The following is a 20,455-nucleotide window of genomic DNA, read 5'->3' as shown; positions in this document are numbered from 1 at the left end:
TCATTTGGCCCGCAAGAAGATCGCCCTTATCGGCGCCGGCAATATCGGCGGCACGCTTGCCCATCTCGCTGCACTCAAGGGGCTGGGCGACATCGTCCTGTTCGACGTGGTTGAGGGCGTTCCGCAGGGCAAGGCGCTCGACCTGTCGCAGTGCGGCCCGGTCGAAGGCTTCGACGCCACCATCACCGGCAGCAACGACTATGCCGACATCGCAGGCGCGGACGTGATCATCGTCACCGCCGGCGTCGCCCGCAAGCCGGGCATGAGCCGCGACGACCTGCTCGGCATCAACCTCAAGGTCATGAAGGCCGTCGGTGAAGGCATCGCCGCCAACGCGCCCGACGCCTTCGTTATCTGCATCACCAACCCGCTCGACGCGATGGTGTGGGCGCTGCGCGAATTCTCCGGACTGCCGCACAGCAAGGTCGTCGGCATGGCCGGCGTGCTCGACAGCGCGCGCTTCAGCCACTTCCTCGCCGACGAGTTCAAGGTGTCGGTCAAGGAAGTGAACAGCTTCGTGCTCGGCGGTCATGGCGACACGATGGTCCCGGTCGTCGAATATTCGACCGTCGCGGGCATCCCGATCCCAGACCTCATCAAGATGGGCCGTTCGACCAAGGAGCGCATCGACGCGATCGTTCAGCGCACCCGTTCGGGCGGCGGCGAGATCGTCGGCCTGCTCAAGACCGGTTCGGCCTTCTATGCCCCGGCCACCAGCGGCATCGCGATGGCCGAAGCCTATCTCTACGACCAGAAGCGCCTGCTGCCCTGCGCCGCGCACCTGACCGGCCAGTATGGCGTCGATGACCTTTATGTCGGCGTGCCGGTGATCATCGGCGCGAACGGCGTCGAGCAGGTGATCGAGATCGACCTGAACGACGAGGCCAAGGCCAATCTTCAGGTCTCGGTCGACGCGGTCAAGGAACTGCTGGTCGCGTGTAAGGCCATCGACAGCTCGCTCGCCTGATGCCGGCAGCCGCCCTCATCGCAGCATTCGGAATGGCGCAGGCGGCACCCGCCCCTGCGCCATCGCCGCTGTTTGCGGCGTTTAAGGCGGCGTGCTTCAACCTCAAGAGCGCGGACGGCAAGTCGGCATTCGACACGATCGCCCCCGCCGCCAAGGCTGCGGGCTGGACCGAAGTGGCCGAGGCCGATGCCGACCCGCGTATCGCGCGCATTACGGCAATGGGGCGCAAGGCGGTTCAGGCCGAGGAGCCGGATGGCACCTATGCCGGCCAGATGTTCCGCCACAGCTTCGACGGCCGCACCGTCTGGCTCGTCACCAGCCGCTTCGTTGCCAAGGAAGGCTATTGGGGCGATGGCTGCCGCGCTTATGACCTCGACGCCCCAGCCGCCCCGCCGCGCGAAGTGATCGACTCCTGGGTCGGCTCCGCCCCGACCGGCGTTCAGGCCAACGGCACCGCGACCAAGCGTCTGTGGGAGCCGTGGCAGACTGGCGTCACGCTCGAAATTACCTATGTCCCGCGCGGTCACCCGCTCGGCACGTCTTACGGCATCCAGGGCCTGGTCCTGGTCTCGCAATCTATCGGAGGGTTCTGAATGTCCATTCTCATCGACCGGAATACCAAGGTCATCACTCAGGGTATGACCGGTGAGACCGGCACCTTCCACACCCAGCAGGCGCTGGCATACGGCACCCAGATGGTCGGCGGCGTGACCCCGGGCAAGGGCGGCACCACGCATATCGGCCTGCCGGTGTTCGACACGGTTGCCGAAGCCAAGAGCAAGACCGGCGCCGACGCATCGGTGATCTATGTTCCGCCGCCCTTCGCTGCGGACTCGATCCTTGAGGCGATCGACGCCGAAATCCCGCTGATCGTGTGCATCACCGAAGGCATTCCGGTGCTCGACATGGTCAAGGTGAAGCGCTCGCTGTCGGGTAGCAAGTCGCGCCTGATCGGCCCGAACTGCCCCGGCCTGCTGACCCCGGGCGAGTGCAAGATCGGCATCATGCCGGGCAACATCTTCTCCAAGGGCAGCGTCGGCGTCGTGTCGCGCTCGGGCACGCTGACCTATGAGGCGGTGTTCCAGACGACCAATGCGGGCCTGGGCCAGACCACCGCAGTCGGCATCGGCGGCGATCCGGTCAACGGCACCAACTTCATCGACGTGCTCGAGCTGTTCCTGGCCGACGATGCGACCGAATCGATCATCATGATCGGCGAAATCGGCGGCGACGCCGAAGAGCAGGCCGCGCAGTTCCTGATCGACGAAGCCAAGCGCGGTCGCAAGAAGCCGATGGCCGGCTTCATCGCGGGTCGCACCGCGCCTCCGGGCCGTCGCATGGGCCATGCCGGCGCGATCGTGTCGGGCGGCAAGGGCGATGCCGAGAGCAAGATCGCGGCGATGGAGGCAGCGGGCATCCGCGTGTCGCAGTCGCCCAGCCTGCTCGGCGAAACGCTGCTTGAGGCGTTGAAGGGCTGACACACCACTCCCGGCCGGGTGCGCGCGGTGCGCGGCCCGGCCATTCCCCGGGGGTAGAAGGAATTTGATGATGGGCGTTGATGGGTTGGATTTCGCGGATATCGCAGGTGGCGTGAGCCCCGCTTTCGTCGAGACGATGTACGCGAAGTTCAAGGCGGACCCCGCCTCGGTCGAAGCCGGCTGGCGCGTGTGGTTCGCGGGGCTGGAAAGCACCGCGAGTGGCCCGAGCTGGGCCAATCCGCGCTGGCCGCTCAAGGACACCGACGCGCTGACCGCGGCGCTCGACCCGACCCAGATGGAGCCCGCGCCCAAGCCCGCGCGCGGTGGCGCCCCTGCTCCTGCCGCAGCCCCTGCCCCGGCCGCATCGAGTGCGGATATCGCCCGCGCGGCGAATGATTCGATCCGCGCGATGCTGCTGATCCGCACCTATCGCGTGCGCGGCCATCTCGCCGCCAATCTCGACCCGCTGGGCCTCGCCAAGCAGGAGCTGCCGGCCGATCTGACGCCGGAATATCACGGCTTCACCGACGCCGACATGGACCGCCCGATCTTCCTCGGCGGCAATCTCGGCTTGGAAAAGGCAACGATCCGCGAGTTGATCGCGATCCTGCGCCGCAATTATTGCGGCAATGTCGGCCTCGAATACATGCACATCGCCGATGTCGAGGAACGCCGCTTCCTGCAGGAGCGGCTCGAGGGCCAGGACAAGGCGATCGAATTCTCGCCCAACGGCAAGAAGGCGATCCTGTCCAAGGTGATCGAGGCCGAGCAGTGGGAGAAGTTCCTCGGCAAGAAGTATGTCGGGACCAAGCGCTTTGGCCTCGACGGCGGTGAATCGATGATCCCCGCGATGGAGGCGATCATCAAGTACGGCGGCCAGTACGGCGTGCGCGAGATCGTGTACGGCATGGCGCATCGCGGCCGCCTCAACATGCTCGCCAACGTGATGGCCAAGCCCTATCGCGTGATCTTCCACGAATTCGCCGGCGGCTCGGCCAACCCCGACGATATCGGCGGTTCGGGCGACGTGAAATACCACCTCGGCACCAGCACCGACCGCGAGTTTGACGGGATCAGCGTCCATATGTCGCTGGTCGCCAACCCGTCGCACCTTGAGGCGGTCGACCCGGTCGTGCTCGGCAAGGTCCGCGCGCAGCAGACCAACCGCAACGACCTTGAAAACCACGAGCAGGTGCTCCCCGTGCTGCTGCACGGCGACGCGGCGTTCGCGGGTCAGGGGATCGTGTGGGAGTGCCTCGGCTTCTCGGGGATCCGCGGCTACAACACCGGTGGCTGCATCCACTTCATCATCAACAACCAGATCGGCTTCACCACCAGCCCGCAATTCGCGCGCTCCTCGCCCTATCCGTCGGACGTGGCGAAGGGCGTGATGGCGCCGATCTTCCACGTCAACGGCGACGATCCCGAAGCGGTGACCTTCGCGTGCAAGATGGCGATCGAATATCGCCAGAAGTTCAAGCGCGACGTCGTGATCGACATGTGGTGCTATCGCCGCTTCGGCCATAACGAGGGCGACGAGCCGTCCTTCACCCAGCCGCTGATGTACGCCAAGATCAAGGGCCATCCCGGCGTCGCCGAGCTCTATGCCAAGCGGCTTGAGGGCGAAGGCGTGATCGATGGCGGCTTCGCGGCCAAGCACATCGCCGACTTTACCGCGCATCTCGAAGACGAGTTCAGCGCGGGTGCGACCTACAAGGCGAACAAGGCCGATTGGTTCGGCGGTCGCTGGTCGGGCCTCAGCGCGCCGGTGGACGCCGAAAACGCGCGCCGCAACGTCGAAACCGGCATCGACAAGAAGCTGTTCGACAGCCTCGGCCGCACGCTGACCAGCGTTCCTGAGGGGCTGACCCCGCATAAGACGCTGCTGCGCGTGCTGGATGCCAAGGCGAACATGTTCAAGTCGGGCGAGAATTTCGACTGGGCGACCGGCGAGGCATTGGCCTTCGGCTCGCTGCTGTCAGAAGGCTATGGCGTGCGCCTGTCGGGCCAGGATTCGGGCCGCGGCACGTTCAGCCAGCGTCACGCCGTGTGGGTCGACCAGACCGACGAGCGCAAATATGTACCGCTCAGCACCATCCCGCACGGCCGGTTCGAGGTGCTGGACAGCCCGCTATCCGAATATGGCGTGCTCGGCTTCGAGTACGGCTATGCGCTCGCCGACCCCAAGAGCCTAGTGCTGTGGGAGGCGCAGTTCGGCGACTTCGTCAACGGCGCGCAGATCATGATCGACCAGTTCATCGCGTCGGGCGAGTCCAAGTGGCTGCGCGCCAATGGCCTCGTGATGCTACTCCCGCACGGTTACGAAGGCCAGGGCCCCGAGCATAGCTCGGCACGTCCGGAGCGCTTCCTGCAGCTGTGCGCGGGCGACAATATGCAGGTCGCGAACGTCACCACCCCGGCGAATTATTTCCACCTGCTGCGGCGCCAGATGCACCGCAATTTCCGCAAGCCACTGGTGGTGATGACGCCCAAGTCGCTGCTGCGCCACAAGCTCGCGGTCTCCACCGCCGACCAGTTCCAGGGCGATACGCATTTCATGCGTATCCTGTCGGACCCCTCGGCCCCGGCGGATCAGGATGTGAAGCGCGTCGTGCTGTGCACCGGCAAGGTCGCCTACGACCTGATCGAGGCGCGCGATGCCGCGGGTGACAAGAACACCGCGATCATCCGCATCGAACAGCTCTATCCCTTCCCCGGCGAACCGCTGGTCGCGCGCCTGCAGCGCATGACCAATGTCGAGGAAGTGGTGTGGGCGCAGGAAGAGCCACGCAACAATGGCTACTGGTTCTTCGTTGAGCCCTATATCGAGGCATGCATGGTCGAAGCGGGCATCAAGCCGCAGCGTCCGCGCTATGCCGGTCGCGCTCCGGCGGCGTCGCCCGCCACCGGCCTGATGAAGCGCCACCAGGCCGAACAGGGCGCGCTCGTTGCCGACGCGCTCGGCCATAATGTGCGCGAGGAAATCCGCCGCGCACGCACGACCGAAGACTCCAAGACCGCCGGCAAGCCCGGCGCGTAAGAATTCCCCAGGAAGGACACAGCGAGATGGCCACCGAAATCCTCGTCCCCGTGCTGGGCGAATCGATCACTGAAGCGACACTGGGCGAATGGCTCAAGCAGCCGGGCGAGGCGGTTGCCGCCGACGAACCGATCGCCAGCCTTGAGACCGACAAGGTCTCGGTCGAAGTCCCCGCCCCCGTCGCAGGCGTGATGGGCGCACACGCCGTCGCCGTCGGCGACACCGTCAATGTCGGCGCGCTGATCGGCACGATCGAGGCGGGCGATGGCGCCGCCCCCGCCCCCGCCGCCAAGACCGAAGCGCCTGCCGCTGCCGCGCAGCAGGCCCCGGCTGCCCCCGCCGCCGAACCCGCTGGCGAAGCCGCCGCCGCGCTGTCGCCCGCCGTGCGCCGCGCGGTGCTGGAGCATGGCGTCGATCCCGCGACGATCACCGGAACCGGCCGCGATGGCCGCATCACCAAGGAAGACGTGGTTGCCGCAGCCTCGTCGAAGCCCGCCACCGCTCCGGCTGCGGCCCCTGCCCCGGCTCCGACCGCCGCCCCCGCCGCATCGACCGGCGGTCGCAAGGAAGAGCGCGTGCGGATGACCCGCCTGCGCCAGACCGTCGCTCGACGCCTCAAGGACGCGCAGAACACCGCTGCGCTGCTCACCACCTTCAACGACGTCGACATGACCGCCGTCATCGAAGCGCGGACCAAGTACAAGGACCTGTTCGAAAAGAAGCACGGCGTCCGCTTGGGCTTCATGGGGTTCTTCGTGAAGGCCGCTTGCATGGCGCTCAAGGACATTCCCGCCGTCAACGCCCAGATCGACGGCGATGAGATCGTCTATCACGACTATGCCGACATCTCGGTCGCGGTCAGCGCGCCGCAGGGCCTGGTCGTTCCGGTCATCCGCGACGCCGACCAGATGAGCGTCGCGCAGGTCGAAAAGACGATCGGCGACTTCGGCAAGCGCGCCAAGGACGGCACGCTCAAGATGGAAGAGATGAAGGGCGGCACCTTCACCATCTCCAACGGCGGCGTGTTCGGCTCGCTGATGTCGACCCCGATCATCAACCCGCCGCAGAGCGCCGTGCTGGGCCTCCACCGCATCGAGGACCGCGCCGTGGTTCGCGACGGCCAGATCGTCATCCGCCCGATGATGTATCTCGCGCTCAGCTACGACCACCGCCTGATCGACGGGCGTGAGGCAGTCACCTTCCTCGTCGCGCTCAAGAACGCGATCGAGGACCCGACCCGCCTGCTGATCGACCTGTAAGATAGACGTCGCCCCGGCGAAGGCCGGGGCCGCCACATGGCTCTCGACGCGCTTGCCGAGAGCGGCCCCGGCCTCCGCCGGGGCGACGGAGTGAAGAAAATGGCTGAATACGACTTCGACGTCCTCGTGATCGGTGCCGGGCCCGGCGGCTATGTCGCGGCAATCCGCGCGGCGCAGCTGGGGCTCAAGACCGCGTGCGCCGAGGGGCGTGAGACGCTGGGCGGCACCTGCCTCAATGTCGGCTGCATCCCGTCCAAGGCGCTGCTGCACGCGTCCGAGCTGTATAACGAAGCCGCCAGCGGCGCGCTCGCCAAGCTCGGCGTTAAGCTCGGCAGCGTCGAGCTCGACCTCGACGCCATGCACGCGCAGCGGCTCGACGCGGTCAAGGGCCTGACCGGCGGCATCGAATATCTGTTCAAGAAGAACAAGGTCGAGTGGCTCAAGGGCTATGCGGCGTTCACCGGCAAGGACAGCGTCAAGGTCGGCGACCGTGAGGTTCGCGCCAAGAACATCGTCATCGCCACCGGCTCCAGCGTCACCCCGCTGCCCGGCGTCGAGGTCGACCAGAAAATCGTCATCGACTCGACCGGCGCGCTCGAACTGGCCAAGGTGCCCGAGCATCTCGTCGTTATCGGCGGCGGCGTGATCGGGCTTGAGCTGGGCAGCGTGTGGCGCCGCGTCGGCGCGAAGGTGACCGTGGTCGAATATCTCGACCAGATCCTCCCCGGCTTTGACGGCGACGTGCGCAAGGAAGCGCAGAAGCTGTTCAAGAAGCAGGGCATCGAGTTCAAGACCGGCACCAAGGTCACGGGCGTTGCGATCAATGGTGACAAGGCCACCATCACCATCGAACCGGCCAAGGGTGGCGCGGCGGAAACGATTCAAGCGGACAATGTCCTCGTCGCGATCGGCCGCCGCCCGAACACGAGCGGCCTCAACCTCGAAGCCGCTGGCCTGACCGTCAACGCACGCGGCCAGATCGAGATCGGTCACGAGTTCGAAACCGCCGTCGACGGCATCTGGGCGATCGGCGACGTCGTCCCCGGCCCGATGCTCGCGCACAAGGCCGAGGATGAGGGGATTGCGGTCGCGGAGAATATCGCTGGCCTCACCGGCATCGTGAACCACGACCTGATCCCGTCGGTCGTCTACACCATGCCCGAAATCGCCGGCATCGGCCTGACCGAAGAAGCGGCGAAGGAAAAAGGCGAGATCAAGGTCGGCAAGTTCCCGATGGCCGGCAACAGCCGCGCCAAGACCAACCACGAGCCCGACGGCTTCGTAAAGGTCATCGCCGATGCCAAGACCGATCGCGTGCTCGGCGTGTGGATCATCACCAGCCTGGCCGGCACGATGATCGCCCAGGTGACGCAGGCGATGGAATTCGGCGCGACCAGCGAGGACATCGCCTATACCTGCCACGCCCATCCGACGCACAGCGAAGCGATCAAGGAAGCGGCGATGGCGGTAACCGGCAAGCCGATCCACATCTGATCGCGATAGAGCGGGGGACGACATGATCGCACTGGCGCTGGCCGTGATGGCCATGTCCGACGACAAGCCGGTGCGCAGCGTCGATCTCTACGTCACCCCGCTCTATTCCAGCGCAGCCAAGGCATCGAAGCGGGTGGTTCGGGTCGATCCCGATCTCGACCCCCTGCTCCGCTCCGACCGCGCGGAAGACGTGCTGGCCGCGCAGGAACGCGTCCGCGCCGACCCCGCCAAGGTCAGCCCGCTGGCGATGATGGTGCTCGCGTCCCGCCTCTACGATGTCGGCGCACGCGACGATTCGGTATTCTGGTTCTACGTCGCCAAGGACCGGTTCATGACGATGTCTGGGGTGCTGACCGGCTATGACCGCCCCGGCATGTTCGCTGCTGGCGGCGAAGCACGCGCGGCGATGGGGGCGTTCGTCCAACTCGCCGGGCCGACGATCAACGGTTACGCCTTCTGCAACATTGACGCTCAACAGGCGCTGCGGCGCAAGGCCTATGACTGGGTCGCAGCCAACCCCTATCAGCCGATGTTCGACCCTGCGCGCGCCGCCAAGGGTGAGGATCGCCCGGCCCTGCTCGAAGCGGCATTGGGCAGATTACGCGAGGATATGGTCAAGGAAACGGCCTATCTCGCCGACCCCCAGAACCGCGCCAGGCTCATCGCCGCGCGCAAGGAAAACGGCGCCGATACCCGCTTCTGCTGGTAACGCCACGCCGCCCTGTTTGCATTAGCTGCAGTTTAACCGGTCCCCGATAACATGGGGCGATGCTCGCGCGCTTTTCCGCATTCCTTCGGGATATGTCGATCTCGACGCGGACGGCGATCACGCTGTCCGCGCTGATCGGGCTGATCTTCATTCTTGCGGGCATCGTATCCTATCAGGACAGCGCCCGCCGCACGCGCGACAGCGGGCTGGCCACGCTCGACCATTATGCCCGCGAGGTTGTCAAGGAGCAGGAGGCGCGCTTTGCCCGCATCCGTACGACCCATATGCGCGCGAGTGACCTGTTGCGCGCCGAACTTTCCGCCAATCCCCGGCTCAACGATCCCGCGGCGTTCAGCGCGATGTTCCCCGCCGATCCGCGCGGAGGTCGCCGCAGCGCCGACGGGCTCTACACCGGCGCGAGCACGCCATTCGGATACGTCCGGACCATCGGCGGATTTATCCCGCGCGAGCCCGACATTGCGTCGCGCCAGCGCCTGATGGCCGCGACCGGCGTCGTGAGTAGACTGGGCGAAGGGATCAGGCCGGAGCTTGAGAGCCTTTATTACTTTACACCGGAAAATGCGTTGGTGATCTTTGCCGCCGACCGCCCGGATCGGCTGAGCTTCTATCGCAAGGACGCGCCGAGCACGCTCGATTTCCAGCAACAGGAATTCGCGACGATCACCACCCGTGCTGCCAATCCGGCGCGCACGATGCGCTGCACCGCGCTGCGCCACATCATGTACGATCGCACCGGGGGCACCTGGACCACAGGCTGTATGACGCCTGTCGATTTGGACGGACGGCATGTGGGAAGCTGGGGGACCAGCGTTCCGCTCGACGATCTGATGCCTGCGAACGACTTGAACGACGTGCCCGGGACGGGCGTGATCCTGATCTCGCGCGAAGGGCGGCTGATCCACCATCCCCGCTATACGCATCAGAAGCGCTCAGGGCCGGAATCGATGCTCGATCTGACCACGACCCGCGACCCGCAACTGGCGGCGCTCTGGGCGTTCGTCCAGCAGCATGGCAAGGATGGCAACTATCTCGGCGAAGCGCTCGGCAACTTCGTCGCGATGCGCCGGATCGATACGCCGGGCTGGTACGCGCTGGTGGTGCAGGACCCGTCGGTGATGCAGGCCGAATCCTACCGCTTGATTCTGCGCATCGCGATTACCGCTGCGGTCTGTCTCGTCCTGCAGGCGCTGGCCATCACCTGGCTGCTACGCCGCCGCGTGGGTGCGCCGCTTGCCCGCTTGATCGAGCGCACCCGCACACTGACCCGTCGCGTTCCGAGCGCGCGCTTCGTCGATGTCGATCGGGTCGCACGGCGCGACGAAGTGGCTCAGCTGACGCATGATTTCGACACCATGGCCGAGCGGATCGGATCCGCGCAAAGCGAGCTGGAGCGCAAGGTCGCCGACCGGACCAAAGCCCTGCGGCGCGCCAATCTTCAGCTCAAGCTGATCGCGACTCGCGACCCGCTGACCGGCATTCCCAGCCGCCGCCATCTGGCGAGCGAAATCGATGCACGGCTCACGGTGCTTGGGGGCGAAGGGCATTATCTGCTCACGTTCGATGTCGATCACCTGAAGCGGATCAATGAAGTCCATGGCGAGGAAACCGGCGACCGCGCGCTGATCAACATCGCCAACGGCATCGCCGCGTTGCTGCGGGAAGGCGATCTGTGCGGACGCATCGGCGGCGCCGAGTTTGCAGCGTTCGTGCGCGCGGACAGCCAGGCCGAGGCAATGAATGTCGTCGAACGCGTGCGCACCGGTCTCTATGGCCTGGAAACGCCGGGCCGCTATGGCGAGATGGTCCGCGTGACGGTCAGCGCGGGCGTGACCGGCGCCACTGCCGGCGACCGGTTCGAGTCGCTGCTGCTCCGCGCCGAGGAAGCGCTCGCCGAGGCCAAGCAGGGCGGACGCGACCGCGCCATATGGCACCGCCCCGTCGGGCGGCGGCACAACGCGATTCAGCGCTCGAGCTGATCTCACACGGCCGGTTGTTTTCCCCCGCCCGACCGCTATAGTCGAGTAACACACAGGGGGAGACTGATCCATGCGCCTTCATGCCGCCATCGCACTCGCCGCATTCGCTCTGGCTCCGCTGCCTGCGCTCGCCCAGGATCCTGTGCGTATGGACGCGGTGGTCCGCGCGGATGTCGACAAGGGCGAGTTCATGGGCGCAGTGCTGGTCGCGCGCGATGGCGATGTGCTGTTCGACAAGGGCTATGGATCGGCGAACCTCGAATGGAAGATCGCCAATGACGGCGATACCAAGTTTCGGCTCGGCTCGGTCACCAAACAGTTCACTGCGGTCGCGATCCTGCTGCTGCAGGAACAAGGCAAGCTGACGCTCGACGCGCCGGTCAAGACCTACCTGCCCGACGCGCCCGGCATTTGGGACAAGGTGACCGTCCGCCATTTGTTGACCCACAGTGCGGGCATCCCCAACTTCACAAACTTCCCCGATTACGGGAAGACCAAGACCCTGCCCGCGACCCATGCCAGCCTGATCGCGCGCTTTCGCGACAAGCCGCTGGAGTTCGTCCCGGGGCAGAAATTCGCCTATTCCAACTCTGGCTATGTCCTGCTGAGCGCCATCGTCGAGAAATTGAGCGGACAGAGCTACGCGGACTTTGTGCGCGAAAATCTGTTCAAGCCGCTCGGCATGGCCGATAGCGGCTATGACAGCCATGCCGCGATCCTCCCACGCCGCGCCGCGGGCTATTCCCCGTCCAAAGACGGCCCGGTCAATGCCGATTATATCAGCATGACCATCCCGCAAGGCGCGGGCGCGCTCTATTCCACCACCCGCGACCTGCTCAAATGGCAGCGCGGCCTGTATGGCGGCAAGCTGCTCAAGCCCGCCACGCTGGCCGCATTCCGCACGCCGTACAAGGATGGCTACGCGCTTGGCGTGTTCGTCGATAACAAGGACGGCGTGACCACGATCGAGCATGGCGGCGGGATCGAAGGGTTCAACACCTCGCTCGCCTATGACCCTGACCGGAAGATCACGGTGGTCGTGCTCGGCAACCTCAACGGCCCCTCGCCCGGCAAGCTGTCCAAATCGCTGATGACCCTCGCGCGCGGCGGGGCCGTGACCCTTCCCAGCGAACGCAAGGCGGCGACCGTCGCCCCCGATCAACTCGCCGAATATGCCGGCGTGTACGAACTCGCACCGACCTTCGCGCTCACCATGCGGGTCAAGGACGGCAAGCTGATGACCCAGGCCACCGGGCAGCAGGAATTTGAGTTGTTCCCCGAGAGCAAGGACCGCTTCTTCCTCAAGGTCGTCGATGCCCAGGTCGAGTTCACCCGCGATGCCAGCGGCAAGGTGACCGGCGCGATCCTCCACCAGGGTGGTCGGTCGATGCCGGCGCCGCGCAAGTAATCCGCCCGCAGTGCCCTGCGCCGCCGGTTCAGGCGGCGGAGGGAGCTCGCGGCCGCATCAGGCCAGCCGCCACCAGCGTCAGCCCGCCCGCCGCCGCCGCCGCGATCCACAGCGCCGCATCCGCCGCCGCCACCCCAACCTTCGCCCCCAGCACCACGCCGACCGCAAAGCCCAGCCACAGCGCGAGGTGCGGCACGAACGCCCAGCGGTCGGGATCGCCCATCAGCGTCCCCGCCAGCCGCTGCGCCATCCGCACCAGCGATCCGGTCATGTAGGAAACGCCGATCGCCACTTCGCCATCGCGCGCGAACACGCCATTTTCCATCCCCATCGCCGCCGCGACCAGCAGCAGCGGGAGTGGCCCGGGCACGAGCATCCACAGCGCCGCCGACAGAGCCAGCGTGGCCGTCACTGCGCTCAGCACCGCCGCCTTGCGCCGCTCCGCAAAACGCCGGGCGATGATCGTCGCGGCCATCACCCCGGCGACGAATGCCAGGATCAGTGCCGCCGCCAGCAACGCCGTCCCGTCCGCCAGCCCGATCCCGACACCCAGCCGCGTCGAATTGCCGCTCATGAACGACACGAAATAGCCGCCCAGCCGGGTGAAGGCGATCGCATCGACGAACCCGGCGAGCGCCGCCAGCGCGACGGCGAGCGCGATGAAGCGGGGGGCATAATCCTTCATGCCCCGCATTCTCCACAGCGGCACCGCCACGCCAAGCGGGAAATCGCATCGCCGATTGAACCGAATGTCATTTCGCGCGCACCTTGTCCGCATGAACGGGGAAACACCGCAGGCTGATCGTGCCACCGATGCTTGGCTAGTGGTCGCGGCACAGGCGGGGGATCGGCGCGCGACCGACCGGCTCGTCACGCGCTGGCACCGCCGTCTGGTCGCGCATGGCTGGCGGCTGACCGGCGACCGCGCGATGGCGGAGGAAGCGGTGCAAGCCGCGTGGATCGACATCCTGCGCGGCATCGGCACCTTGCGCGACGAGCGCGCCTTCCCCGCCTGGGCCTATCGCATTGTCACCCGCAAGACCGCCGCCGCGATCGGCGACCGGATTGCGGGCCGCGCGCTCGCCGCCGCGCTCGAGGATGCCCCAGTTGCCGCGCTGCCGAGCCCTGAAGATGCCGCCGATGGCACAGCCCTGCGTCGCGCCGTCGCCGCACTTCCGCCCGGCCATCGCGCTGCCGTCGCGCTGCATTATTTCGAGGGGCTGAGCATCGCCGAAACCGCGGTCGCGCTCGGCATCCCCGCCGGAACCGTCAAGACCCGCCTGATGCATGCCCGCGCCAGGCTCAGAACCCAATTGGAAGGAGAGTCCCATGCGTGACCAGGACATCGACGCTGCCATCGCGGCCGAAGAACGCGAATTGCTGCGCCAGATCGGCGAGGAGCCCGGCTATCTGACCCAGGTCGGCTCACTGTTCGGCGGTCGCCTTGGCTGGACCAGTGCGGTCGTGCTCGTCGCCCAGACGCTGATGTTTTTCGCCGGGGTCTATGCCGCCTGGCGCTTTTTCGCCGCGACCGAGATGCTGGAGGCATTGCGCTGGGGCCTCCCCGCAATGACGCTGATCATCGTCTCAACGATCTTCAAGGCGGCGATGCTGCCCGTGCTGCATATTCAGCGCGTGCTGCGCGCCCTCGCGCGGCTGGGGGTCGGCACGGCGCGTTGACCGCAGGCGAGCGGGGTGAGACAGGGCAGTCATGTCCCCCACCCCACTTCCGCTCGGCACCGTGCTGCCCTGGCTCGACCTGTTCGGTATCGCCGTGTTTGCGGCGACCGGCGCGTTGGCGGCTGCGGGACGCGGGCAGACGTTCGTTACCGCCGCCTTTTTCGCGCTGGTGACAGGCGTTGGCGGCGGCACGATCCGCGATCTGCTGATCGGCGCGCCCGTCTGGTGGGTCCACCACCCATTTGTCGCCGCCTTGTGCCTCGGCGTCGCCGGGCTGATCTGGGTGACCCCGCAACGCTGGTGGCAGGGTCAGGGATTCGACTGGCTCGATGCTGCAGGGCTCGCCGCCTATGCCGTGTTCGGCGCGGCCAAGGCGTTGAGTTTCGGGATCCCGCCGGTCCCCGCGATGCTGATGGGCGTGCTCACCGCCTGTGCCGGCGGCATCATCCGCGACGTGCTGGCGGGGGAACCATCGATCCTGATGCGCCCTGAACTCTACGTCACAGCCGCCGCGCTCGCCTCCGGGCTCCATGTCGGCCTGACCCTAGTGGGACTGCCGCTCTATGCCGCCAGCCTCATCGCCGCGAGCGCCGGGTTCGCCCTGCGCGCCGCCGCGATTCGATGGAAGCTGGCCCTGCCCGCCTATCGCGGCGGGCGATAGTTCAGGGCTCCATCAGCCAGGCAATCGCCGCCTCGCGCGAATCGAACACGCCGATGTCCTTGCGCACCTGTTGCAACCGCCGCGCCTGCATCCGCGCCGTCGCGGTGGTGACGACGAAGGCGATCTTGCGCGCCCAGATTTCCCGCACCGCTGGATGGTCCAGCGTTTGCAGCGTCTGATCGATCGTCGCGGTCGGCATGCTCGGCACCGCGCTCAGATCGTACAGCGTGACATGCTGGCCAATGTCCGGCCCGAACGTCTGGATGGCTGCGCGCAGTTCCTCGCCCGCCCAGGACGCATCTTCCGGCCCGAGCATCGCGAGCATGGTCAGGATTGCCAGCTTGCGCTCACGGTCGATCTCGACGCGATGGGTAGGCGCTGCGTGCATGAGCGCATTTTAGGAAAGAATGGCGGCCAAGTCATTCGCTGCCACCAAAAAATGTACCGGGGTCAGCCCCGAACGACGCCCACTTCGCTGAACGGCTTCGGCTCGATCGGCGGAACCGCGCTGTCGTTCAGCGCGCACTGCCAGATGCCGATATCGACCCAGCGACCTTGCTTGAAGCCGATCTCGCGCAACTGCCCGGCGCGGCGGAAGCCGGCCTGCTCATGCGTCTTGATCGACTGGTCGTTGGGAAGCGAAATCACGCCGATCGCCTGGGTAAAGCCCTGCGCGCGCAGCGTGTCGATCAGCGCTTCATAGAGCAGCCGCCCGACGCCCTGCCCCTGCACCGCGCCCGCGACATAGACCGAGGTTTCGACGACATAGCGGTACGCCGCACGCTCACGGAATTTGGTCGCATAGGCATAGCCCAGCACCCCGCGCCCCTCGCCATTGGTCGCCACGATCCACGGATACAGCCCGTCCGACGCCTCCATCCGCCCACGCATCGCACGCGCGTCGGGCGGATCGAACTCGAAACTCACCGTGCCGGTGAGCACATAGGGCGCATAGATGGCGGCAATCGCCGCGGCATCCCCCGGCTCCGCAGCGCGCAGCTGGATCTGTATCACCAGCCCAGCTTCGCCATCACCAGATCGATCAGCCGCGCATCCGCCTTTGCCTGCGGCCCGGTCATCGGGCCGTAGGACGCGCACTCCAGGCAGCGCGCCTGCATCGACGACGCGCCCGCCAGACGCTTGGCATCGCCCAGCGCCTGCGCCAGCACCGCGCGACGATCGCCGGCGATGCGGGCATAGAGGTCGCCGCCGCTCTCCGGCGCAGCTTCTTCCTCATCACCATCGCCACCCGACATGAACCCGGCGATCAGCTGGCTGAACCAGTCAGGCTCCTTCTCCAGGAACACCGCATGCGTCTTGGCCGGGTCGAGCTTGGCGCGCTTGGCCGCTTCGGCAACCGCATCGTCGAGATTGCCGAACCGGTCGACCAGCCCCAGCTGGCGCGCCGTCCCGCCGTCCCATACGCGACCCTGGCCGATCTCGTCGACCCGCGCCGTGGTCATCTTGCGCGACCCGGCGACGAGGCCGATGAAGCGGCGATAGCCCTGCTCGATCCCCGACTGCAGCACCCGGTCCACTTCGGCATTGGTGCCGGCATAGATGTCGGGCTGGCCGGTCAGCGGCGTGGTCTTCACCCCGTCCGCCGTCACGCCGATCTTGGCGAGGCTGTTCTCGAACGTCGGCAGGATGCCGAAAATGCCGATCGATCCGGTGATCGTGTTCGGCTCGGCAAAGATCACGTCGCCCGGGGTCGAGACCCAGTAACCGCCGCTCGCGGCAAGGCTGCCCATCGAGACCACGACCGGCAGTTTCTGTTCCTTGGCCACCAGAATCGCCTGACGGATGCGTTCGGACGCCAGTGCCGATCCGCCCGGCGAATCAACGCGGACGACCAGTGCCTTCAGTTTCTTGTCGGCCAGACCCTTGAGCAGCAGATTGGCGATGGTGTCGCCCGCCGCCACGCCCGGGCCGGCCTTACCATCGACGATCTCGCCCGCGACGGTGATCACGCCGATCGCATCGCCGGTCTTCTTGACCGGATTGGCCTCCAGCCAGTTGGCGAGCTTGATCGTCTTGTAGCTGCCCGCCGGCTTGTTGGCATCGACGCCGGCCATTTCCGCCACGCGCTTGCCGAACGCCAGCCGGTCGCCCAGCTTGTCGACCATGCCGAGCTGCTGGTTCATCTTGGCAAAATCGCCATTTGCCGCGACGACCGCATCGGCCGGCGCGGTCAGCAAAGGCTCGATCCGCGCCTTGGGCCGCGCCTTCTTCACCGCTTCGCGCCACTGGCCGAAGATCGCGCCATACAGCGCCTCATTGGCCTGCTTCGCCTCGGGCGACTGCTGGGTCAGGATATAGGGTTCGACCGCCGACTTGAACTTGCCGACCTTATAGACGTGCGTGGTGACGCCGAGCTTGTCGATCAGTCCCTTGTAATAGAGCCGCGACCCGCCCGGTCCGGTAAAGATCGTGCCGCCCATCGGATCGACCCAGATTTCGCTGGCATTGGCGGCGAGCAGATAGCTCGCATCGCTATAGCCGGTAGCATAGGCAAGCACCGGCTTCTTCGCGTCGCGCACGCGGCGGATCGCCTCGCCCACTTCTGCCACCGCAGCGGGATAGCCGCCGCCGAACCGGTCGAGGTCGAGTACGACCACCTTGACCCGCGCATCGTCCTTCGCGGCGTCGAGCGCGCGGACCAGATCGCGCATGCGATATTCGCGCGGAACGTCGCCGCCGCCCAGCCCGCCAAAGGGATCCGCTTCGGCCGGTTGCTCGACGATCGTGCCATCAATCGCCAGCACCAATGCGCCATCCTTGACCGCGCCCGGATTGGGCCGTGCCGACAGCAGCGCGAACAGCGCCCCGAAGAAGAACAGCATGAACAGCAGGACCAGCCCGTCCTTGATGCCGACGAGCAGCTTCCATGCGCCGCGTACCAGTTTCACGTCTGAATTCTCCGAAATGCCCCACGCGATTGACGCACAGGTAAGGCCTGCGCGCAAGCGAGTAAAGCCACTGTGTTAATCAACCAATACAGACGGTGCCGTCTTGCGGCTCATTTCCCGACAAATTGCGTCAAGCCGCACTGCACCCGTTGACGCCTTCTGAACGCTCACCCATATGCCCGTTGCTGGCACTCGCCGGGAGTGAGTGCCAACAATGCAATTCAACCACGTTCAGGAGAGCTCCATGAACTTCCGTCCGCTGCACGATCGCGTGCTGGTCCGCCGCGTCGAGGCCGAGGCCAAGACCGCCGGTGGCATCATCATCCCCGACACCGCCCAGGAAAAGCCGCAGGAAGGCGAAGTCGTCGCCGCCGGTTCGGGCGCCAAGAACGACAAGGGCGAGGTCACCCCGCTCGACGTCAAGGCCGGCGACCGCATCCTGTTCGGCAAGTGGTCGGGCACCGAAGTCAAGGTGAACGGCGAAGACCTGCTGATCATGAAGGAAAGCGACATTCTGGGCATCGTCGGCTGACACAGCCGTCGCCCCGGCGCAGGCCGGGGCCGCCCAGTTTCTTCCGTTTTACCAAGCCACATAGCGGCCCCGGCCTCCGCCGGGGCGACGAAATAGAGGAACAGCCATCATGGCAGCCAAGGACGTAAAATTCAGCCGCGACGCGCGTGAGCGCATCCTGCGCGGCGTCGACATCCTCGCCGATGCAGTGAAGGTCACGCTGGGGCCGAAGGGTCGCAACGTCGTGATCGACAAGAGCTTCGGCGCACCGCGCATCACCAAGGACGGCGTCACCGTCGCCAAGGAGATCGAGCTGAAGGACAAGTTCGAGAACATGGGCGCACAGATGGTGCGCGAAGTGGCCTCGAAGACCAACGACATCGCCGGCGACGGCACCACCACCGCGACCGTTCTCGCCCAGGCGATCGTGCGTGAGGGCATGAAGTCGGTTGCGGCCGGCATGAACCCGATGGACCTCAAGCGCGGCATCGATCTTGCCGTCGCCAAGGTCGTCGAGGACGTGAAGTCGCGCTCGAAGCCCGTGTCGGGTTCGGCCGAAATCGCTCAGGTCGGGATCATCTCGGCCAATGGCGACCGTGAAGTCGGCGAAAAGATCGCCGAAGCCATGGAAAAGGTCGGCAAGGAAGGCGTGATCACCGTCGAGGAAGCCAAGGGCCTCGAGTTCGAACTCGACGTCGTCGAAGGCATGCAGTTCGACCGCGGCTACCTGTCGCCCTACTTCATCACCAACCCGGAGAAGATGGCGGTCGAGCTGAACGATCCGTACATTCTGATCCATGAGAAGAAGCTGTCGAACCTGCAGGCGATGCTCCCGATCCTGGAAGCCGTCGTCCAGTCGGGCCGTCCGCTGCTGATCATCGCCGAGGACATCGAGGGTGAGGCTCTGGCCACGCTCGTCGTCAACAAGCTGCGCGGCGGCCTCAAGGTCGCAGCGGTCAAGGCACCGGGCTTCGGCGATCGTCGCAAGGCAATGCTGGAAGACATCGCCGTCCTGACCAAGGGTGAAGTGATCAGCGAAGACCTCGGCATCAAGCTCGAGTCGGTGACGCTGGGCATGCTCGGCACCGCCAAGCGCGTGACCATCGACAAGGACAACACCGTCATCGTCGACGGTGCAGGCGACGCCGACGCGATCAAGGGCCGCACCGATGCGATCCGTCAGCAGATCGAAGTGACCACTTCGGACTATGACCGCGAGAAGCTCCAGGAGCGTCTGGCGAAGCTCGCTGGCGGCGTGGCGGTGATCAAGGTTGGCGGCGCTTCGGAAGTCGAAGTGAAGGAGCGCAAGGACCGCGTCGACGACGCGCTGCACGCAACCCGCGCAGCCGTTGAAGAAGGCATCGTCCCCGGTGGCGGCACGGCGCTGCTGTACGCGACCAAGGCGCTCGAAGGCCTGACCGGCGTCAACGAAGACCAGACCCGCGGCATCGACATCGTCCGCAAGTCGCTGACGGCGCTGGTTCGCCAGATCGCCACCAACGCGGGCCAGGACGGCGCGGTTGTCTCGGGCAAGCTGCTCGACCAGTCGGACACCTCGTTCGGCTTCAACGCCTCGACCGACGTCTATGAAAACCTCGTCACCGCCGGCGTGATCGACCCGACCAAGGTCGTTCGCACCGCGCTGCAGAACGCGGCTTCGGTCGCCGGTCTGCTGATCACCACCGAAGCGGCGATCAGCGAACTGCCGGAAGACAAGCCCGCAATGCCCATGGGCGGCGGCGGCATGGGCGGCATGGGCGGCATGGATTTCTGACCTAGAGGTGCCTGGGTTAGCCACGCTAACTCAGGACTCCTCAGGTCCGGACGGCGGGTCGGCGGCCAGTCCGCCGAGCCCGTCCGACGCCCCGGCTTTGCCGGGGCGGGATCCAATACCCCGGCCACCATACCGGACAAAAAAAGGGCCGGGGAGTCGCCTCCCCGGCCCTTTTTCATACGCAACGCTACACGTTACTCACCGCATCCCGAGCAACCGGAATGCGGCAATCGCCTGATCCATCGCCTCGCGCTCACCGGGCACCTCATCCCTCGGCGGTGGCGCGCTGATCATGATGCTGCCTACGCTGTAGCGCGGCAGCTTCGCCCGCTTGTCGCGTGGCATGTTCGCCGCCGCCGGCAGCCGCCGCCCGAAATCGCTAGGCACCGCGTGACGATGATAGCCGCTGCGCCAAACAACCCGATATTTGCTCGGCACCGTCCGCCACGGCCCGTCAGCGCGCATCATGTCGCGGCCACAGCGGGTGCAGCGGGTAAAGAAATATCCCTCGTTCCAGATCTCGTCGCCCGGCTGGTGGCCGGTCAGGTGACAGCGCGCCATGTCCTGC

19 protein-coding genes are annotated in these 20,455 nt (G+C 66.2%); 14 read left to right on the top strand and 5 right to left on the bottom strand.

Features of this window, described 5'->3' with window-relative positions:
- The first annotated feature begins 4 nt into the window (after positions 1-4).
- The 9 genes from mdh to ACRYLO_RS01320 all read left to right on the top strand — a co-directional run bounded on the left by mdh (position 5) and on the right by ACRYLO_RS01320 (position 12,352).
- Positions 5-967, top strand: a complete 963-nt coding sequence (mdh, locus tag ACRYLO_RS01360) for a malate dehydrogenase (RefSeq protein ID WP_294018563.1) — start codon at positions 5-7, stop codon at positions 965-967.
- On the top strand, positions 967-1,560 hold the full coding sequence (locus tag ACRYLO_RS01355; RefSeq protein WP_482658507.1) for a hypothetical protein: 594 nt from the start codon (positions 967-969) through the stop codon (positions 1,558-1,560). Before mdh ends, ACRYLO_RS01355 begins: the two co-directional genes overlap by 1 nt.
- A complete protein-coding gene (sucD, locus tag ACRYLO_RS01350) occupies positions 1,561-2,445 on the top strand; it encodes a succinate--CoA ligase subunit alpha (protein ID WP_066659385.1) in 885 nt (294 codons plus the stop codon).
- 70 nt (positions 2,446-2,515) lie between these two features.
- Positions 2,516-5,485, top strand: a complete 2,970-nt coding sequence (locus tag ACRYLO_RS01345) for a 2-oxoglutarate dehydrogenase E1 component (protein ID WP_482658506.1) — start codon at positions 2,516-2,518, stop codon at positions 5,483-5,485.
- A gap of 26 nt (positions 5,486-5,511) precedes the next feature.
- Positions 5,512-6,744, top strand: coding sequence for a 2-oxoglutarate dehydrogenase complex dihydrolipoyllysine-residue succinyltransferase (gene odhB / locus ACRYLO_RS01340; RefSeq protein WP_482658505.1), 1,233 nt, complete (start codon positions 5,512-5,514; stop codon positions 6,742-6,744).
- A 99-nt stretch (positions 6,745-6,843) separates the two neighbouring features.
- On the top strand, positions 6,844-8,238 hold the full coding sequence (lpdA, locus tag ACRYLO_RS01335; RefSeq protein WP_482658504.1) for a dihydrolipoyl dehydrogenase: 1,395 nt from the start codon (positions 6,844-6,846) through the stop codon (positions 8,236-8,238).
- A 22-nt stretch (positions 8,239-8,260) separates the two neighbouring features.
- Complete coding sequence (locus tag ACRYLO_RS01330; protein WP_482658503.1) at positions 8,261-8,947, top strand: hypothetical protein; 687 nt, start codon at positions 8,261-8,263, stop codon at positions 8,945-8,947.
- Between the two features lie 92 nt (positions 8,948-9,039).
- On the top strand, positions 9,040-10,944 hold the full coding sequence (locus ACRYLO_RS01325; protein ID WP_482658502.1) for a GGDEF domain-containing protein: 1,905 nt from the start codon (positions 9,040-9,042) through the stop codon (positions 10,942-10,944).
- A 70-nt stretch (positions 10,945-11,014) separates the two neighbouring features.
- Entirely contained in the window at positions 11,015-12,352 is a 1,338-nt protein-coding gene (locus ACRYLO_RS01320) for a serine hydrolase (protein WP_482658501.1), read from the top strand.
- A gap of 28 nt (positions 12,353-12,380) precedes the next feature.
- Here ACRYLO_RS01320 and ACRYLO_RS01315 read toward each other — a convergent pair whose 3' ends face one another.
- On the bottom strand, positions 12,381-13,037 hold the full coding sequence (locus ACRYLO_RS01315; RefSeq protein WP_482658500.1) for a YoaK family protein: 657 nt from the start codon (positions 13,035-13,037) through the stop codon (positions 12,381-12,383).
- Positions 13,038-13,128: 91 nt separating this feature from the next.
- Here ACRYLO_RS01315 and ACRYLO_RS01310 point away from each other — a divergent pair, with 91 nt between their 5' ends.
- The 3 genes from ACRYLO_RS01310 to ACRYLO_RS01300 are packed head-to-tail and all read left to right on the top strand — an operon-like array spanning position 13,129 to position 14,693.
- Positions 13,129-13,689, top strand: coding sequence for an RNA polymerase sigma factor (locus ACRYLO_RS01310; protein WP_482658499.1), 561 nt, complete (start codon positions 13,129-13,131; stop codon positions 13,687-13,689).
- Positions 13,682-14,032: a DUF6768 family protein gene (locus tag ACRYLO_RS01305; RefSeq protein ID WP_482658498.1), complete on the top strand. Its 351-nt coding sequence runs from the start codon at positions 13,682-13,684 to the stop codon at positions 14,030-14,032. Before ACRYLO_RS01310 ends, ACRYLO_RS01305 begins: the two co-directional genes overlap by 8 nt.
- Positions 14,033-14,063: 31 nt before the next feature.
- On the top strand, positions 14,064-14,693 hold the full coding sequence (locus ACRYLO_RS01300) for a trimeric intracellular cation channel family protein (protein ID WP_482658497.1): 630 nt from the start codon (positions 14,064-14,066) through the stop codon (positions 14,691-14,693).
- Position 14,694: 1 nt separating this feature from the next.
- Here the strand turns inward: ACRYLO_RS01300 and ACRYLO_RS01295 are convergent, their stop codons facing one another.
- The 3 genes from ACRYLO_RS01295 to sppA all read right to left on the bottom strand — a co-directional run bounded on the left by ACRYLO_RS01295 (position 14,695) and on the right by sppA (position 17,602).
- The gene (locus ACRYLO_RS01295; protein ID WP_482658496.1) at positions 14,695-15,081 is read right to left on the bottom strand and encodes a hypothetical protein; all 387 of its coding nucleotides are present in this window, start codon (positions 15,079-15,081) and stop codon (positions 14,695-14,697) included.
- A 62-nt stretch (positions 15,082-15,143) separates the two neighbouring features.
- Positions 15,144-15,707, bottom strand: a complete 564-nt coding sequence (locus tag ACRYLO_RS01290; RefSeq protein WP_482658495.1) for a GNAT family N-acetyltransferase — start codon at positions 15,705-15,707, stop codon at positions 15,144-15,146.
- Positions 15,704-17,602, bottom strand: a complete 1,899-nt coding sequence (gene sppA / locus ACRYLO_RS01285) for a signal peptide peptidase SppA (protein ID WP_482658494.1) — start codon at positions 17,600-17,602, stop codon at positions 15,704-15,706. Before sppA ends, ACRYLO_RS01290 begins: the two co-directional genes overlap by 4 nt.
- 244 nt (positions 17,603-17,846) lie before the next feature.
- On the opposite strand from sppA, the gene groES reads away from it, so the two are divergent.
- Together groES and groL are read left to right on the top strand one after the other, a co-directional pair.
- The gene (groES, locus tag ACRYLO_RS01280; RefSeq protein WP_482658493.1) at positions 17,847-18,134 is read left to right on the top strand and encodes a co-chaperone GroES; all 288 of its coding nucleotides are present in this window, start codon (positions 17,847-17,849) and stop codon (positions 18,132-18,134) included.
- Positions 18,135-18,243: 109 nt separating this feature from the next.
- Positions 18,244-19,887 (top strand): chaperonin GroEL, encoded by a 1,644-nt coding sequence (groL, locus tag ACRYLO_RS01275; protein WP_482658492.1) that lies wholly within the window; start codon positions 18,244-18,246, stop codon positions 19,885-19,887.
- 198 nt (positions 19,888-20,085) lie between these two features.
- Here groL and ACRYLO_RS01270 read toward each other — a convergent pair whose 3' ends face one another.
- Positions 20,086-20,448 (bottom strand): hypothetical protein, encoded by a 363-nt coding sequence (locus ACRYLO_RS01270; protein ID WP_482658491.1) that lies wholly within the window; start codon positions 20,446-20,448, stop codon positions 20,086-20,088.
- Positions 20,449-20,455: the final 7 nt, after the last annotated feature.

It is taken from the genome of Sphingomonas sp. SDUR79, assembly GCF_056821745.1.
Note: the sequence above shows the minus strand (reverse complement) of the source record. Positions and strands in the feature narration are given on the sequence as shown.

What these genes read in the sequence shown, in the direction of transcription:
- ACRYLO_RS01355 (WP_482658507.1), top strand. Translation starts at nt 967, where the DNA reads ATGCCGGCAGCCGCCCTCATCGCAGCATTCGGAATGGCGCAGGCGGCA.
- sucD (WP_066659385.1), top strand. Translation starts at nt 1,561, where the DNA reads ATGTCCATTCTCATCGACCGGAATACCAAGGTCATCACTCAGGGTATG.
- ACRYLO_RS01345 (WP_482658506.1), top strand. Translation starts at nt 2,516, where the DNA reads ATGGGCGTTGATGGGTTGGATTTCGCGGATATCGCAGGTGGCGTGAGC.
- odhB (WP_482658505.1), top strand. Translation starts at nt 5,512, where the DNA reads ATGGCCACCGAAATCCTCGTCCCCGTGCTGGGCGAATCGATCACTGAA.
- lpdA (WP_482658504.1), top strand. Translation starts at nt 6,844, where the DNA reads ATGGCTGAATACGACTTCGACGTCCTCGTGATCGGTGCCGGGCCCGGC.
- ACRYLO_RS01330 (WP_482658503.1), top strand. Translation starts at nt 8,261, where the DNA reads ATGATCGCACTGGCGCTGGCCGTGATGGCCATGTCCGACGACAAGCCG.
- ACRYLO_RS01325 (WP_482658502.1), top strand. Translation starts at nt 9,040, where the DNA reads ATGTCGATCTCGACGCGGACGGCGATCACGCTGTCCGCGCTGATCGGG.
- ACRYLO_RS01320 (WP_482658501.1), top strand. Translation starts at nt 11,015, where the DNA reads ATGCGCCTTCATGCCGCCATCGCACTCGCCGCATTCGCTCTGGCTCCG.
- ACRYLO_RS01315 (WP_482658500.1), bottom strand. Translation starts at nt 13,037, where the DNA reads ATGAAGGATTATGCCCCCCGCTTCATCGCGCTCGCCGTCGCGCTGGCG.
- ACRYLO_RS01310 (WP_482658499.1), top strand. Translation starts at nt 13,129, where the DNA reads ATGAACGGGGAAACACCGCAGGCTGATCGTGCCACCGATGCTTGGCTA.
- ACRYLO_RS01305 (WP_482658498.1), top strand. Translation starts at nt 13,682, where the DNA reads ATGCGTGACCAGGACATCGACGCTGCCATCGCGGCCGAAGAACGCGAA.
- ACRYLO_RS01300 (WP_482658497.1), top strand. Translation starts at nt 14,064, where the DNA reads ATGTCCCCCACCCCACTTCCGCTCGGCACCGTGCTGCCCTGGCTCGAC.
- ACRYLO_RS01295 (WP_482658496.1), bottom strand. Translation starts at nt 15,081, where the DNA reads ATGCACGCAGCGCCTACCCATCGCGTCGAGATCGACCGTGAGCGCAAG.
- groES (WP_482658493.1), top strand. Translation starts at nt 17,847, where the DNA reads ATGAACTTCCGTCCGCTGCACGATCGCGTGCTGGTCCGCCGCGTCGAG.
- groL (WP_482658492.1), top strand. Translation starts at nt 18,244, where the DNA reads ATGGCAGCCAAGGACGTAAAATTCAGCCGCGACGCGCGTGAGCGCATC.
- ACRYLO_RS01270 (WP_482658491.1), bottom strand. Translation starts at nt 20,448, where the DNA reads ATGGCGCGCTGTCACCTGACCGGCCACCAGCCGGGCGACGAGATCTGG.